We start from the raw sequence: 14,618 nt of genomic DNA, 5'->3' as shown, positions 1-14,618 counted from the left end.
ACTTCTCTCCTCAGGCCGCGCCTAATTACTCGAACCAGTGGGCTCGGGCGGCCATGATCAACTTGCCGGCACGATCATCGTCAATGCCGTCGATGTCGAGCAGGTCGTCAATAGACTGCTCGGCCAGGTCTTCGCGGGTAATTACGCCGCGCACCGCCAGTTCCATCGCCAAATCCTTGTCCATGCCCTCAAGCGAGAGCAGGTCTTCGGCCGGATGGGCGTCTGCCAGCTTTTCCTCAGTAGCGATGGCTTTGGTCAACAAACGATCCTTGGCGCGAGCGCGAAGCTCGTTGACGGTTTCTTCGTCAAAGCCGTCGATGTTGAGCATTTCTTCCAACGGTACGTAGGCAATCTCTTCCAGGCTGGTGAAACCTTCATCTACCAGCACCTGTGCCAGGTCTTCGTCGACTTCCAGCTCGTCGATGAAGTTGCGCAGGATGTCGCCGGTTTCTGCTTGTTGCTTAGCCTGGATGTCCGATTCGGTCATCACGTTCAGGGTCCAGCCAGTCAACTGGCTAGCCAGACGCACGTTCTGACCACCGCGACCGATGGCCTGAGCCAGATTGTCTGCGCCAACGGCGATGTCCATTGCGTGGGCATCTTCGTCAACGATAATTGCCGCCACTTCAGCCGGCGACATTGCATTGATCACGAACTGAGCAGGGTTATCGTCCCACAGGACGATGTCCACACGCTCACCGCCCAACTCGCCGGACACTGCCTGGACGCGCGAACCGCGCATACCGATGCAAGCGCCTTGCGGATCGATGCGTTTGTCTTTGGAGCGGACCGCGATCTTGGCACGCGAACCCGGGTCACGGGACGCAGCCATTACTTCGATCAGGCCTTCAGCGATTTCCGGCACTTCGATGCGGAACAACTCGATCAGCATTTCCGGCGCGGTACGCGACAGGATCAGCTGCGGGCCGCGGTTCTCGGTGCGGATTTCCTTGAGCAGCGCACGCAGACGCACGCCAACCCGGAAGGTTTCGCGAGAGATGATGTCTTCACGGGCCAGCAACGCTTCTGCGTTATTGCCCAGGTCGACGATCACGTTGTCGCGGGTGACTTTCTTCACGGTGCCGGAGATGATTTCCCCCAGACGCTCGCGATAGGCATCAACGACTTGAGCACGCTCGGCTTCGCGAACTTTCTGCACGATGACTTGCTTGGCAGTCTGTGCAGCAATGCGGCCGAACTCGATGGATTCGATTTTTTCTTCGACAACGTCACCGACCTTGGCGCCAGGATGCGTTTGCGCAACCTTGCTCGGCCAGGTTTCGATAGCCGGATCGTCCAGGTCTGCTTCTTCGACGACCGTCCAGCGACGGAATGTCTCATAAGCACCGGTGTGGCGATTGATTTCCACACGCAGATCGACTTCGTCCTCGAAACGCTTTTTGGTAGCAGTGGCCAGAGCCAGCTCCAGCGCTTCAAAAATTACGTTTGCCGGTACGCCCTTTTCATTGGATACCGACTCAACAACCAGCAGTACTTCTTTGCTCATCGTACGCCTCGCCTTTCGCAAGCCATTGGATCCGCGGGATCCGCGTCTCAGTCAAAACTGGGAATAATGTTGGCCTTGTCGATCATATCGATCGGCAACAGGAACTCATGGTCTTCAACCTGCACCACGACGTCCTGCTCTTCTACACCGCGCAGAAGGCCCTGAAAGTTGCGTCGACCTTCAAAAGGCGAGCGCAGCTTGATCTTCACTTGTTCACCGGCAAATTTTGCAAACTGCTCAAGAGTGAACAGTGGGCGTTCCATGCCAGGCGAGGAAACTTCAAGGGTGTATTCAACGGAGATTGGATCTTCAACATCCAGCACACCGCTGATCTGGCGACTGACGATGGCACAATCGTCCACCAGCACGCCGCCTTCTTTATCGATATAAACGCGCAACATTGAGTGGCGACCTTGAGCCGAAAACTCAATACCCCAGCATTCATAGCCTAGGGCCACGACCACCGGGGCCAGCAAGGCCTGCAACTCTTCTAGCTTGCTCGACACCTGAACCCCCTCGTGCATGTATGTGCATGCTATGCAAAATAAAAAAATGGGCGAAACGCCCATCCTTGAAACGCCGCCGAATAGCGGCGTTGAAAGTGTCCAGCTAACAAAAAGCCCCTGAAAAGGGGCTCCTTAAACTGGTTGCGGGGGCCGGATTTGAACCGACGACCTTCGGGTTATGAGCCCGACGAGCTACCAGACTGCTCCACCCCGCGACAAAGCTGGGGCGGAAGTATACGACCGATCCCTGACAGGGTCAATGTAACCTTCCACCTACAAGAAAGCCCGCAACAGCGGGCTCTCCTGATAATTGGTACCGAGAAGGGGACTCGAACCCCTACACCCTATGGGCACAACCACCTCAAGGTTGCGTGTCTACCAATTCCACCACCTCGGCAATACTACGTTTGAAACTCTTCTTACTTCTGCTCTTGAGCTGGAGGCACGTCAGTCGCTGGAGTAGCCGACTTTTGCTCTTGAAGCACCGGGACATCATCAGAAGCCGGTTTTTGCTTTGGAACTTCCAACACTGCTGGGTTTGGCAAACCTACTTGAGTCAGCTGGTGAGCTTTCTCTTTAGCAAAGTAACCTAACCCCAAGCTGGTCATGAAGAAACCGGCGGCAAGTATAGCAGTAAACTTACTAAGAAAGGTAGAGGTACCTTGGCTTCCGAACACAGTATTTGAAGCACCTGCTCCGAAAGATGCACCAGCGTCCGCACCTTTACCCTGCTGCAGCAATACCAGAGCAACTACGCCCAACGCACCCAGCAGATGAAAAACGACTACGACTGTTTCCAGCATTTTTTCAGTTTCCCGCGGCGCGACAAATCGCACCGAACTCATCTGCATTCAGGGAAGCCCCACCAATGAGCCCCCCATCGATATCCGGCATGCCGAACAGTTCGGCCGCATTGGCCGCCTTCACGCTGCCGCCGTATAGAAGCCGCACACCTTGTGCGACTTCAGAATTCTCTGCCGCCAACTGGGCGCGAATGGCTGCATGCACATCCTGCGCCTGTTGCGGCGAAGCAGTCAGCCCGGTACCAATGGCCCAGACCGGCTCGTAAGCGATTACTGCCTTTGCAAAAGCACCAACACCCAGCTCCTCGATGATGCTGCCCAGCTGACGCCCGACAACCTCAAGAGTTTTTCCAGCTTCGCGCTGCTCGAGGGTTTCCCCTACACACAACACCGGAATCAAGCCACATGCCTGTGCTGCCGCAAATTTGCGATTCAGCGTCCCGTCGAGCTCGCCCATTATCTGGCGGCGCTCAGAGTGCCCGACAAGCACCAGGGAACAACCTGCATCCACCAACTGACTCGGTGAAATTTCACCTGTCAACGCACCCTGCCCGGATTCAATCGCAGAGTTCTGCGCGCCGACCGAAATCGACTTCCCTTGCAAGCCATCAATCACTTGATTGATATACAAGCAAGGCGGGAACACCGCGACATCAACACCGCTCGGCAAGGCCAGATGACGAAGGCCGTCGATCAGCTCAGCGACGCTGGCGCGGGTACCGTGCATCTTCCAGTTACCAGCTACCATAGGGCGACGCATGCTGTACCTCGTCGGTCAAAGTGGGCGCAGATGTTACCCAACACAATCATGGCTGGCAAGCCGAAATCAGGCAGAAACTTCAGTTACCAGTTTTGCCAGCTCTTCGGCGTAATCGCGAACCTGCGTTTCGTCCTCGCCTTCGACCATGACACGCACCAGCGGCTCTGTCCCGGACTTGCGCAACAACACGCGCCCGCGGCCCGCCATCGCTTGAGTGACACGATCACTGGCCTCCTTGACGGTCGGATGCTCGAGCGGGCTCACACCACCGCCAAACCGCACATTGATCAACACCTGAGGGCACTTGCGCAACGCCTGACGCGACTGAGCCAGGCCTTCTGCGCGCCGTTTCAGCGCCATCAAGACCTGCAACGCAGCAATGATCGCATCCCCGGTAGTGGTGTGACTGAAGCAGACAATGTGCCCCGAGTTTTCACCGCCCACCAGCCAATCGCGCTCCAGCAACTCGGAGATGACGTAACGGTCACCAACGTTGGCCCGCACAAAAGGAATCGCCAGATCCGCCAGGGCCAACTCCAGCCCCAGGTTACTCATCAGTGTACCGACCACACCGCCCTGCAACTTGCCACGTTCTTGCAGATCGCGAGCGATGATGAACAGCAGCTCGTCACCATCGACGACAGCACCGGTGTGATCAACCATCTGCACCCGATCACCATCACCGTCGAAGGCGATACCCAAATCGGCGCGCTCGGCCAGCACGGCCGCTTGCAGCGGCGCCATATGGGTCGAACCGCAATTATCATTGATGTTCAGGCCGTTGGGATGGGCAGAAAGCACAACGACATCAGCCCCCAACTCACGGAACACGCTAGGCGCCACTTTATAAGTCGCGCCGTGAGCACAATCGAGCACGATCTTCAGGCCGGCAAAACTGGTGCCGGTGGGAACGCTACTCTTGCAGAATTCGATATAACGGCCCGAGGCATCGTTGATTCGCGACACTTTGCCGATCTTGCTCGACTCAACCACGGTCATCGGGGTGTCTAGCAGCTCTTCGATCATCAGCTCGACTTCATCCGGGAGCTTGGTGCCCTTACCAGAGAAAAACTTGATACCGTTGTCGTCATGAGGGTTATGCGAAGCGCTGATCACGATGCCGGCTTCGGCGTGAAAGGTCCGCGTCAAATAGGCGATGGCCGGAGTCGGCATTGGCCCCAACAGCATCACATCAGCACCGGCCGAGGTCAGCCCAGCCTCAAGCGCCGACTCGAACATGTAACCGGAGATACGGGTGTCCTTGCCCACGAGCACCTTGCAGGCGCCCATGCTGCGAAATGCCATGCCTGCCGCCCAGCCAAGCTTGAGCATGAAATCAGGAGTGATAGGGTATTGACCGACCCGACCACGAATGCCGTCGGTGCCAAAGTATTTCTTACTCATAAGTACTCCATCTTTCTTATTCAGCTGATTCTACGGCGGCAATCATCCGCACCACGTCGACCGTTTCCGCTACATCATGGACGCGCAATATACGCGCACCTTTGACCGAAGCCAGCGCCGCAAGTGCCAGACCACCATGCAGACGCTCTCCCACAGGTCGATTCAAGGCCTGGCCGATCATGCTCTTTCGCGAAACACCGACCAACAGAGGCCGCCCCAAAGCATGCAGGGCCTCCATATGCTTAAACAAACTTAGATTGTGCTGCAGGGTTTTCGCGAAGCCGAAGCCCGGATCAAGAATGATCCGCTCAGCAGGGATACCTACCGAGGCACACTGAACCATGCGCTCGGCAAGAAACTCGCCGACCTCTTTCGTAACATCCTGGTACTGAGGGTTGTCCTGCATGTCGCCCGGCTCGCCGAGCATATGCATCAGGCACACCGGCAAACCGGTGGCCGCCGCTGCATCCAGAGCACCATCTCGACGCAACGAGCGTACGTCATTGATCAACCCCGCCCCCAGCCTTGCGGTTTCACGCATGACGGCAGGCGTGGAGGTATCGACCGAGATAATCACATCCAGTTCGCGACTGATGCGCTCAACGATAGGCGCTACGCGCTCGAGCTCTTCAAGCGGCGAAACGGCCCTGGCACCGGGCCGGGTCGATTCACCACCGACGTCGATCAGCGTCGCACCGGCCGCCACCATCGCCTCGGCGTGGCGCAGGGCCGCGTCCAGCTGGCTGTATCGGCCGCCATCAGAAAAGGAATCGGGAGTGACATTGAGAATGCCCATGACATGCGTCTGGGCCAAATCAAGAACCCGGTTGCCGCAAGGCAACCGGGTCGAGGACTGAACAGAAGTCATTTCAAACCTTAAACGTCAGCAGCCGGGCCGCCGATAGGTGTTTCCGGACGCCCATCCTGCACCACTGGAGGCGTGCCGGAAGTGTCGTTGCCGCCAGACCAGTCGCGAGGTTCGCGAGGCGTACGACCCGCCATGATGTCATCGATCTGATCGGCATCGATCGTCTCGTACTTCATCAGGGCATCCGCCATCGCATCAAGCTTGTCACGGTTATCCGTAAGGATCTGCTTGGCCGTGCCATAGCACTGGTCAATGATGCTGCGCACTTCGGAGTCGATCAGCTTGGCCGTCTCGCCAGAGAAACTGGCATGCTGACCACCGCCGCCACGACCGAGGAACACTTCGCCCTCTTCTTCGGCGTACATCAATGGACCGAGTTTTTCCGACAAGCCCCACTTGGTCACCATGTTTCGTGCTATCTGGCTGGCACGCATGATGTCGTTGGACGCACCGGTGGTGACGCCATCGAAGCCCAAGGTCATCTCTTCAGCGATACGACCGCCGTACAGCGAGCAGATCTGGCTGATCAGTGCACGCTTGGACAGGCTGTAGCGATCTTCTTCCGGCAGGAACATGGTCACACCAAGTGCGCGACCGCGCGGAATGATCGACACTTTGTAGACCGGGTCATGCTCTGGCACGACGCGACCGACGATAGCGTGGCCGGCTTCGTGATAAGCAGTGTTCTGCTTTTCTTTCTCGGACATGACCATGGATTTGCGCTCGGCACCCATCATGATCTTGTCTTTGGCCAGTTCGAACTCTTTCATCTCGACGATGCGCTTGCCGGCACGAGCCGCAAACAACGAAGCCTCGTTCACCAGGTTGGCCAGGTCGGCACCGGAGAAACCAGGAGTACCACGAGCGATCACGGCCGGAGCGACGTCGTCACCCATCGGCACTTTGCGCATGTGGACCTTGAGAATCTGCTCGCGACCACGGATGTCCGGCAGGCCAACCACGACCTGACGGTCGAAGCGGCCCGGACGCAGCAACGCAGGATCCAGTACGTCCGGACGGTTGGTCGCGGCGATGACGATGATGCCGTCATTCATTTCGAAGCCGTCCATCTCTACCAGCAACTGGTTGAGGGTCTGCTCGCGCTCATCGTGACCACCACCCATGCCGGCACCACGGTGGCGACCGACGGCGTCGATTTCATCGATGAAGATGATGCATGGCGCATGCTTCTTCGCCTGCTCGAACATGTCACGGACACGGCTGGCACCGACACCGACGAACATTTCGACGAAATCGGAACCGGAAATAGTAAAGAACGGTACTTTGGCTTCGCCGGCAATCGCCTTGGCCAGCAAGGTTTTACCGGTACCCGGAGGACCAACCATCAGCACGCCGCGAGGAATGCGACCGCCCAGGCGCTGAAACTTGCCCGGATCACGCAGGAACTCGACCAGCTCGCCGACTTCTTCCTTGGCTTCGTCACAACCTGCAACGTCAGCCAGGGTGGTTTTCACCTGATCTTCGGAGAGCAGGCGCGCCTTGCTCTTGCCGAAACTCATCGGCCCACCCTTGCCACCGGCACCGCCCTGCATCTGCCGCATGAAGAACATGAAGACGGCGATGATCACCAGGATCGGGAAGCTTGCGACCAGGAGTTGAGTCCAGATACTTTGCTGCTCAGGTTGCTTGCCTTCGACCACAACGTGGTTATCCACGAGGTCGCCGATCAGACCGTTGTCCTGGATTGCCGGACGGATGGTCTTGAAGCTGTCGCCATCGTTGCGCTTGCCTGTAATCACGTAGCCATCAACCGCTACGCGCTCGACCTTGCCATCCTTGACCTGCTGGATGAAGTCGGAATAGTTGAGGGTCTGCGGCTCGTTAGGGCTGGAGAAGTTGTTCATCACCGTCACCAGGACAGCTGCGATGATCAACCACAGGATCAGATTCTTTGCCATATCGTTCAATTAACTACCCTCTGAAGCAAGCTCCGCTAATGGCGCGCGCTTCGCATGATATTCACCGGCCTAACTTACTACATTACCTACGGCTCTGGCAGGCGCCGTCTGTAACCCTTTGTGAAACACTTTCTACACAATATTCGCTAATGCATGCGGGGCGAAATATGAAAAACCTATCACCCCGCCAAAAAACCTCGTTTTACTCACTACGCCCGCGGTAACCCCAAGCCAACATGTATTGCTCGCGGGAACTGTCACGGGAAGAGTCTGGCTTGATCATCTGGATCTTGTCGAATTTCCGACGAGCATCCTTCAGGTAAACATCAAACCCTTCGCCCTGAAAAATCTTGATCACAAAATTACCACCCGGCTTGAGTATCCGTTCCGCCAAATCAAGCGCCAGCTCGCAAAGAAACATGGCTTTTGGCATGTCCACTTCAGGCGTACCACTCATATTGGGGGCCATATCGGAAATCACAAGGTCCACCTGCGAATTACCCACAGCTTCAAGGATCCGCGTGAGCACTTCGTCCTCGGTGAAGTCCCCCTGAATGAAAGTCACGTCCGGAATGCTGTCCATTTCCAGAATGTCCGAGGCGATCAGTCGCCCCTGACCACCAATCAGACGACTAGTCACCTGCGACCATCCGCCGGGCGCCGCACCCAGGTCGACAACGCTCATGCCGGGACGGATCAGCTTGTATTTCTCCTGGACCTCCAGAAGTTTGTAACTCGCACGCGAGCGGTAGCCATCCTTTTGCGCCTGCTTCACATAGGGATCGTTGACATGTCTTTTCAGCCAACCAAGGCTTGTCTTGGAACGCGCCATTGGGCACCTCGATGATAAGGGTCGTGATTAATTGGGCGGATCCACGAGCCCTCGGGTAAAATGGCCGCCATTTTACAGAATCCAGACGAAAGGGTCAGATTATGCCGCTCACTCAAGAGCAGAAGAAACAGTACAAGTCCATTGGCCACCATCTGAAACCAGTTTTGATTGTGGCTGACAACGGCTTGACTGAAGGTGTGTTAGCCGAACTTGAACGCGCTTTGGCGGATCACGAGCTGATCAAAATCAAGCTCAACATCCTCGATCGCGAATCGCGCCTGGCAGCCATTGCAGAACTCTGCAAGGCCGGCAAAGCCGATCTGGTTCAGGTCATCGGCAAGATGGCACTGATTTATCGCAAGAACTTCAGCGTCAACAAGCAGTTGTCGAACGTCCATCGCTTCAAGTGATGGCAAGGGTCAAGGGTGTGCTTCGCGCACCCTGACACTCCATCCAGGCACCGGCTGCATCACCAGCACCAGCCCGGAAAACCCCAGGACAAGATAGCTGAACAACTGCCAATGCAGCGCCTGCGGCCAACCGAAGCGTACTGCGAAATACATCGCGCACCCATACAGCGCCATCAGCAGCAGTTGCCCGCGAATATCCCGCCATAGACTGGCAAGACCCTCGGCCTGTACCAGCACCAAAGCCTGAAAAATCACACTCGCTGTGGCGAATCCCACCATCAGCGTATTCAGCGCACCTGCAATTTCGTCGATCAGCAGCGGCGCCAAGCCTATTTGCCCCAGCACCGGCAGCAGACCGATGTGCAACAACCACAAGCCGCCAACCCAGAGCATCTGGGTCAGCTGCCAAAGCATGGCACCCGCACGTAGCGGGCGCCTTCTTTCAGATGTGGCGAACTTCGACAATCTCATACTCGATAACGCCACCCGGCGTTTTGACCGCCACCACATCACCCTCTTCCTTGGCGATCAAGGCACGGGCGATCGGCGAACCGACGGAGATCTTGCCGAGCTTGATGTCTGCTTCATCCTCACCAACGATCTGGTAAGTCACGCTTTCATCGGTCTCGACATTGGCGATTTCGACGGTGGTGCCGAAAATCACCTTGCCGGTGTGCTCGATGGTCGTTACGTCGATGACCACAGCGTTTTGCATGCGGCCTTCAATGTCACGAATCCGCGCCTCGACCATCCCCTGCTGCTCGCGAGCAGCGTGGTATTCGGCGTTTTCCTTCAAGTCACCCAACTCGCGGGCCGTACCGATGTCCTGACTGAGTTTCGGACGAACGACCTTGGTCAGATGAGCGTGTTCTTCTTCCAGGGCTTTAGCGCCCTTGACGGTCATTGGGTATTTGATCATGCCTTCAATCCTGCGTGTAGATCCTGCAAGCGGCGCACGGTCTTCTCAGGACCGAACTTCAGCGCTTCGCAGATAGCTTCGCCAGCAGCAATAGTAGTGGTGCAGTAGATCTTGTGCTGCAAGGCATTACGACGAATGGAGTAGGAATCAGCGATCGACTGACGACCTTCGGTGGTGTTGATGATCAGAGTGACTTCGTCATTCTTGATCATGTCGACCACGTGCGGACGACCCTCGGTCACCTTGTTCACACGACGCACTTTCAGGCCTGCAGCTTCGATCAGCTTGGCAGTACCGGCAGTGGCGACCACTTCGAAGCCCAAGTTGATCAGATCACGGGCCACGCCTGCAACCAGCGGCTTGTCATCGTCGCGCACGCTGATGAACGCGGTACCACCGGTTGGCAGCACTTCACTGGCGCCCATCTGAGCCTTGGCAAAGGCTTCGCCGAAGGTGTCGCCCACGCCCATCACTTCACCGGTGGACTTCATCTCTGGGCCCAGGATCGGGTCCACGCCAGGGAATTTGGCGAATGGGAACACCGCCTCTTTCACGCTGTAGAAGTTCGGAATGATTTCTTTGGTGAAGCCGATTTCCTTCAGGGTTTTACCGGCCATCACGCGAGCCGCGACCATCGCCAGGGACACACCGATGCACTTGGAGACGAACGGTACGGTACGGGATGCGCGCGGGTTGACTTCGATGACGTAGATGTCTTCGCCTTGCAGCGCCAACTGAACGTTCATCAGGCCGACCACGCCCAGTTCCAGGGCCATTTTCTTGACCTGTTCGCGCATCTCGTCCTGGATATGTGCAGGCAGCGAATACGGCGGCAGGGAGCACGCGGAGTCACCGGAGTGAACGCCGGCCTGCTCAATGTGCTGCATGATCGCGCCGATCACCACGTCGGTGCCGTCGCAGACCGCATCCACGTCCATTTCGATCGCGCAGTTGAGGAAGTGGTCCAGCAGCACCGGGCTGTCGTTGGACACTTGAACCGCTTCACGCAGGTAGCGTTTGAGTTCTTCCTCTTCGTAAACGATTTCCATCGCACGCCCACCCAGTACGTAGGACGGACGAACCACCAGCGGGTAACCGATTTTGGCGGCGGCACGAATCGCTTCATCTTCGCTGCGCACGGTGGCGTTAGGCGGCTGACGCAGGTTCAGACGCTCAACCATCTGCTGGAAGCGCTCACGGTCTTCGGCGCGGTCGATGGCGTCAGGACTGGTGCCGATGATCGGCACGCCGGCGGCTTCCAGGGCACGGGCCAGTTTCAGCGGGGTCTGACCGCCGTACTGAACGATCACACCTTTTGGCTTCTCGACGCGGACGATTTCCAGCACGTCTTCCAGGGTCACTGGTTCGAAGTACAGACGATCGGAGGTGTCGTAGTCGGTGGAAACGGTTTCCGGGTTGCAGTTGACCATGATGGTCTCGTACCCGTCATCGCGCAGGGCCAGTGCTGCGTGTACGCAGCAATAGTCGAACTCGATGCCCTGACCGATGCGGTTTGGACCGCCACCCAGGATCATGATCTTGTCGCGACCCGACGGCGCAGCTTCGCACTCTTCCTCGTAAGTCGAGTACAGGTACGCGGTGTCGGTAGCGAACTCGGCGGCGCAGGTGTCGACGCGCTTGTAGACCGGGAACACTTCCAGCTTGTGACGATGGGTACGCAGGTTCTTCTCGGTGACGCCCAGCAGCTTGGCCAGACGCTGATCGGAGAAGCCTTTACGCTTGAGGCGGAACATCAGGTCGCGGTCGATAGCGGACAGACCCAGGGTCTTGACCTTCTCTTCTTCCTTGATCAGATCTTCGATCTGCACCAGGAACCACGGGTCGATCATGTTCATGCCGAAGATGTCTTCGACCGACAGGCCCGCGCGGAACGCGTCAGCCACGTACCAGATACGCTCGGCACCCGGCACGGTCAGTTCGCGCTTGAGGATGCTCATGCTTTCCGGGTTGCTCAGGTCGAGCTTCTCGTCCAGGCCGCAAACACCCACCTCCAGACCGCGCAGAGCTTTCTGCAGGGATTCCTGGAAGGTCCGGCCGATGGCCATGACTTCACCGACCGACTTCATCTGAGTGGTCAGGCGTGCGTCGGCTTTCGGGAATTTCTCGAAGGCAAAGCGTGGCAGTTTGGTGACGACGTAGTCGATGGACGGCTCGAAGGACGCCGGGGTCTTGCCGCCGGTGATGTCGTTCGACAGTTCGTCGAGGGTGTAACCGACGGCCAGTTTCGCCGCGACCTTGGCGATCGGGAAACCGGTGGCTTTCGATGCCAGGGCCGAGGAACGGGATACCCGCGGGTTCATCTCGATGACCACCATGCGACCAGTGTTCGGGCAGATGCCGAACTGGACGTTGGAGCCGCCGGTTTCCACGCCGATCTCGCGCAGTACCGCCAGGGAGGCGTTACGCAGGATCTGGTATTCCTTGTCGGTCAGGGTCTGTGCGGGTGCAACCGTGATCGAGTCACCGGTGTGCACGCCCATCGGGTCGAAGTTTTCGATGGAGCAGACGATGATGCAGTTGTCCTTTTTATCGCGGACAACCTCCATCTCGTATTCTTTCCAGCCGATCAGCGATTCGTCAATCAGCAGCTCTTTGGTCGGCGACAGATCCAGACCGCGGGCGCAGATTTCTTCGAACTCTTCACGGTTGTAAGCAATACCGCCGCCGGTGCCGCCCATGGTGAAGGACGGACGAATGATGCACGGGAAGCCCAGACGATCGAGAACCGCGTTGGCCTCTTCCATGCTATGGGCGATACCCGAACGCGGGCAGTCCAGACCGATGGATTTCATCGCCTTGTCGAAGCGCGAACGGTCTTCAGCCTTGTCGATGGTGTCAGCGTTGGCGCCGATCATCTCTACGCCGAACTTCTCCAGAACGCCTTCGCGCTCCAGGTCCAGGGCGCAGTTCAGGGCGGTCTGGCCACCCATGGTCGGCAGCAGCGCGTCCGGACGCTCTTTCTCGATGATCTTGGCAACGGTCTGCCACTTGATCGGTTCGATGTAGGTGGCGTCGGCCATGGCCGGGTCGGTCATGATGGTCGCCGGGTTGGAGTTCACCAGGATGACGCGGTAACCCTCCTCGCGCAGGGCTTTACAGGCCTGGGCGCCGGAGTAGTCGAATTCGCAGGCCTGGCCGATCACGATCGGGCCAGCGCCGAGAATCAGGATGCTTTTAATGTCTGTACGTTTTGGCATGGGTTGTCACTCAAATCCGCAGGTCAGTCGGCAAGCCGTCTTGTTCAATCTCTGAAGCCTTGAGGGGGGCCGCCGGTTTCGGGACCGCCCCCAGGCTTCGCTACATCAGGGCGAGCGATTAGCGTCGCTTGGCCATTTCGTTGATGAAGCGATCAAACAGTGGCGCTACGTCGTTCGGGCCAGGGCTGGCTTCAGGGTGACCCTGGAAGCTGAAGGCGCTCTTGTCGGTACGCTCGATGCCTTGCAGGGTGCCGTCGAACAGCGATTTGTGGATCGCACGAACGTTGCCTGGCAGGGTCGCTTCGTCTACCGCAAAACCGTGGTTCTGGCTGGTGATCATCACCACACCGCTGTCCAGATCCTGAACCGGGTGGTTGGCACCGTGGTGGCCGTGGCCCATTTTCAGGGTCTTGGCGCCGGAGGCCAGAGCCAGCAGTTGGTGGCCGAGGCAGATACCGAATACCGGGATCTCGGTTTCCAGCACGTCTTTAATGGCCTGGATCGCGTAGTCGCATGGCTCAGGGTCACCCGGGCCGTTTGACAGGAACACGCCGTCCGGTTTCAGAGCCAGAACGTCAGCCGCCGGCGTTTGAGCTGGCACCACAGTCACGCGGCAACCGCGCTCGACCAGCATGCGCAGGATGTTCAGCTTGACGCCGTAGTCGTAGGCAACCACGTGGTATGGCAGATCGGAAGCGTCGATGGTCGCGTGGCTGTCGGTCTTCAAGTCCCAGACAGTCGAGCGCCACTCGTACTTCTCTTTGGTGCTGACGACTTTCGCCAGGTCCATGCCTTTGAGGCCAGGGAAGCCCTGGGCAGCGGCGATGGCGGCTTCTTCGGAAATGTTGTCACCGGCCATAATGCAGCCGTTCTGCGCGCCTTTCTCACGCAGGATGCGTGTCAGGCGACGAGTGTCGATACCGGCGATTGCCACGACGTTGTTGGCTTTCAGGTAGTCGGACAGAGACATCGTGTTGCGCCAGTTGCTCGCAACCAGTGGCAGGTCACGGATGACCAGGCCAGCGGACCAGACGCGATCGGACTCGGCGTCTTCCGGCGTAGTACCAGTGTTGCCGATGTGCGGGTAAGTCAGGGTAACGATCTGTTGGGCGTAGGAAGGATCGGTAAGGATTTCCTGATAGCCGGTCATTGCGGTGTTGAACACCACCTCACCAACGGTTTGACCGTCGGCTCCAATGGCTTCGCCGCGAAAAATGCTGCCATCAGCAAGGGCGAGTATGGCTGGCTTAGTCAAGAAGACCTCCCGTAAATAAAGCCTGAAAGGGCGATCGCAGGTTGTAAAAAAGCGGAGTGACGTATGGACACGTCACCCCGCTTCTTCATCGAATTATTCTGCGCGCTTTTAGTGGACACACTAAAGCTGTAGCTTACAGAAAAAGGCATTTTTGGTCTACCGCCAATGAGCCCTAAAGGCCGGAGAATGCGACAGGACGTCGCTTGGCGGTTTAAAA

The 14,618-nt window shown here is 57.6% G+C and carries 13 protein-coding genes and 2 tRNA genes; 1 reads left to right on the top strand and 14 read right to left on the bottom strand.

Annotated elements, in window-relative coordinates; genetic code table 11:
* Positions 1–25 precede the first annotated feature (25 nt).
* The 10 genes from nusA to rlmE form a co-directional block, all read right to left on the bottom strand.
* On the bottom strand, positions 26–1,507 hold the full coding sequence (gene nusA / locus FFH90_RS04930) for a transcription termination factor NusA (RefSeq protein ID WP_007933547.1): 1,482 nt from the start codon (positions 1,505–1,507) through the stop codon (positions 26–28).
* A gap of 47 nt (positions 1,508–1,554) precedes the next feature.
* Complete coding sequence (gene rimP, locus FFH90_RS04925; protein WP_007973115.1) at positions 1,555–2,013, bottom strand: ribosome maturation factor RimP; 459 nt, start codon at positions 2,011–2,013, stop codon at positions 1,555–1,557.
* A 138-nt stretch (positions 2,014–2,151) separates the two neighbouring features.
* A tRNA-Met gene (locus FFH90_RS04920) sits at positions 2,152–2,228 on the bottom strand.
* A gap of 96 nt (positions 2,229–2,324) precedes the next feature.
* A tRNA-Leu gene (locus FFH90_RS04915) sits at positions 2,325–2,410 on the bottom strand.
* A gap of 22 nt (positions 2,411–2,432) precedes the next feature.
* Complete coding sequence (gene secG, locus FFH90_RS04910) at positions 2,433–2,816, bottom strand: preprotein translocase subunit SecG (protein WP_018929487.1); 384 nt, start codon at positions 2,814–2,816, stop codon at positions 2,433–2,435.
* Between the two features lie 4 nt (positions 2,817–2,820).
* Positions 2,821–3,576, bottom strand: coding sequence for a triose-phosphate isomerase (gene tpiA / locus FFH90_RS04905; protein WP_007933541.1), 756 nt, complete (start codon positions 3,574–3,576; stop codon positions 2,821–2,823).
* A gap of 66 nt (positions 3,577–3,642) precedes the next feature.
* A complete protein-coding gene (glmM, locus tag FFH90_RS04900; protein WP_018929485.1) occupies positions 3,643–4,980 on the bottom strand; it encodes a phosphoglucosamine mutase in 1,338 nt (445 codons plus the stop codon).
* A gap of 16 nt (positions 4,981–4,996) precedes the next feature.
* Positions 4,997–5,848: a dihydropteroate synthase gene (folP, locus tag FFH90_RS04895; protein WP_019582454.1), complete on the bottom strand. Its 852-nt coding sequence runs from the start codon at positions 5,846–5,848 to the stop codon at positions 4,997–4,999.
* An 8-nt stretch (positions 5,849–5,856) separates the two neighbouring features.
* Positions 5,857–7,767, bottom strand: a complete 1,911-nt coding sequence (gene ftsH, locus FFH90_RS04890) for an ATP-dependent zinc metalloprotease FtsH (RefSeq protein ID WP_018929483.1) — start codon at positions 7,765–7,767, stop codon at positions 5,857–5,859.
* Positions 7,768–7,969: 202 nt separating this feature from the next.
* Positions 7,970–8,599, bottom strand: a complete 630-nt coding sequence (rlmE, locus tag FFH90_RS04885) for a 23S rRNA (uridine(2552)-2'-O)-methyltransferase RlmE (protein WP_007933535.1) — start codon at positions 8,597–8,599, stop codon at positions 7,970–7,972.
* 101 nt (positions 8,600–8,700) lie between these two features.
* On the opposite strand from rlmE, the gene FFH90_RS04880 reads away from it, so the two are divergent.
* Complete coding sequence (locus FFH90_RS04880; RefSeq protein ID WP_007900503.1) at positions 8,701–9,009, top strand: YhbY family RNA-binding protein; 309 nt, start codon at positions 8,701–8,703, stop codon at positions 9,007–9,009.
* Positions 9,010–9,018: 9 nt separating this feature from the next.
* Here the strand turns inward: FFH90_RS04880 and FFH90_RS04875 are convergent, their stop codons facing one another.
* The 4 genes from FFH90_RS04875 to carA all read right to left on the bottom strand — a co-directional run bounded on the left by FFH90_RS04875 (position 9,019) and on the right by carA (position 14,401).
* Positions 9,019–9,423: a hypothetical protein gene (locus tag FFH90_RS04875; protein WP_007933533.1), complete on the bottom strand. Its 405-nt coding sequence runs from the start codon at positions 9,421–9,423 to the stop codon at positions 9,019–9,021.
* A gap of 28 nt (positions 9,424–9,451) precedes the next feature.
* Positions 9,452–9,928 (bottom strand): transcription elongation factor GreA, encoded by a 477-nt coding sequence (gene greA, locus FFH90_RS04870; protein ID WP_018929481.1) that lies wholly within the window; start codon positions 9,926–9,928, stop codon positions 9,452–9,454.
* On the bottom strand, positions 9,925–13,146 hold the full coding sequence (gene carB / locus FFH90_RS04865; protein ID WP_018929480.1) for a carbamoyl-phosphate synthase large subunit: 3,222 nt from the start codon (positions 13,144–13,146) through the stop codon (positions 9,925–9,927). Before carB ends, greA begins: the two co-directional genes overlap by 4 nt.
* Before the next feature lie 118 nt (positions 13,147–13,264).
* Complete coding sequence (gene carA, locus FFH90_RS04860) at positions 13,265–14,401, bottom strand: glutamine-hydrolyzing carbamoyl-phosphate synthase small subunit (protein WP_018929479.1); 1,137 nt, start codon at positions 14,399–14,401, stop codon at positions 13,265–13,267.
* Between the last annotated feature and the right edge of the window lie 217 nt (positions 14,402–14,618).

The sequence above is a fragment of the Pseudomonas sp. ATCC 43928 genome, from assembly GCF_005938665.2.
GTDB lineage: Bacteria > Pseudomonadota > Gammaproteobacteria > Pseudomonadales > Pseudomonadaceae > Aquipseudomonas.
This window is presented reverse-complemented; position numbering and strand designations above follow the sequence as displayed.

What these genes read in the sequence shown, in the direction of transcription:
- secG (WP_018929487.1), bottom strand. Translation starts at nt 2,816, where the DNA reads ATGCTGGAAACAGTCGTAGTCGTTTTTCATCTGCTGGGTGCGTTGGGC.
- ftsH (WP_018929483.1), bottom strand. Translation starts at nt 7,767, where the DNA reads ATGGCAAAGAATCTGATCCTGTGGTTGATCATCGCAGCTGTCCTGGTG.
- tpiA (WP_007933541.1), bottom strand. Translation starts at nt 3,576, where the DNA reads ATGCGTCGCCCTATGGTAGCTGGTAACTGGAAGATGCACGGTACCCGC.
- folP (WP_019582454.1), bottom strand. Translation starts at nt 5,848, where the DNA reads ATGACTTCTGTTCAGTCCTCGACCCGGTTGCCTTGCGGCAACCGGGTT.
- rlmE (WP_007933535.1), bottom strand. Translation starts at nt 8,599, where the DNA reads ATGGCGCGTTCCAAGACAAGCCTTGGTTGGCTGAAAAGACATGTCAAC.
- greA (WP_018929481.1), bottom strand. Translation starts at nt 9,928, where the DNA reads ATGATCAAATACCCAATGACCGTCAAGGGCGCTAAAGCCCTGGAAGAA.
- glmM (WP_018929485.1), bottom strand. Translation starts at nt 4,980, where the DNA reads ATGAGTAAGAAATACTTTGGCACCGACGGCATTCGTGGTCGGGTCGGT.
- nusA (WP_007933547.1), bottom strand. Translation starts at nt 1,507, where the DNA reads ATGAGCAAAGAAGTACTGCTGGTTGTTGAGTCGGTATCCAATGAAAAG.
- FFH90_RS04875 (WP_007933533.1), bottom strand. Translation starts at nt 9,423, where the DNA reads ATGCTTTGGCAGCTGACCCAGATGCTCTGGGTTGGCGGCTTGTGGTTG.
- FFH90_RS04880 (WP_007900503.1), top strand. Translation starts at nt 8,701, where the DNA reads ATGCCGCTCACTCAAGAGCAGAAGAAACAGTACAAGTCCATTGGCCAC.
- carB (WP_018929480.1), bottom strand. Translation starts at nt 13,146, where the DNA reads ATGCCAAAACGTACAGACATTAAAAGCATCCTGATTCTCGGCGCTGGC.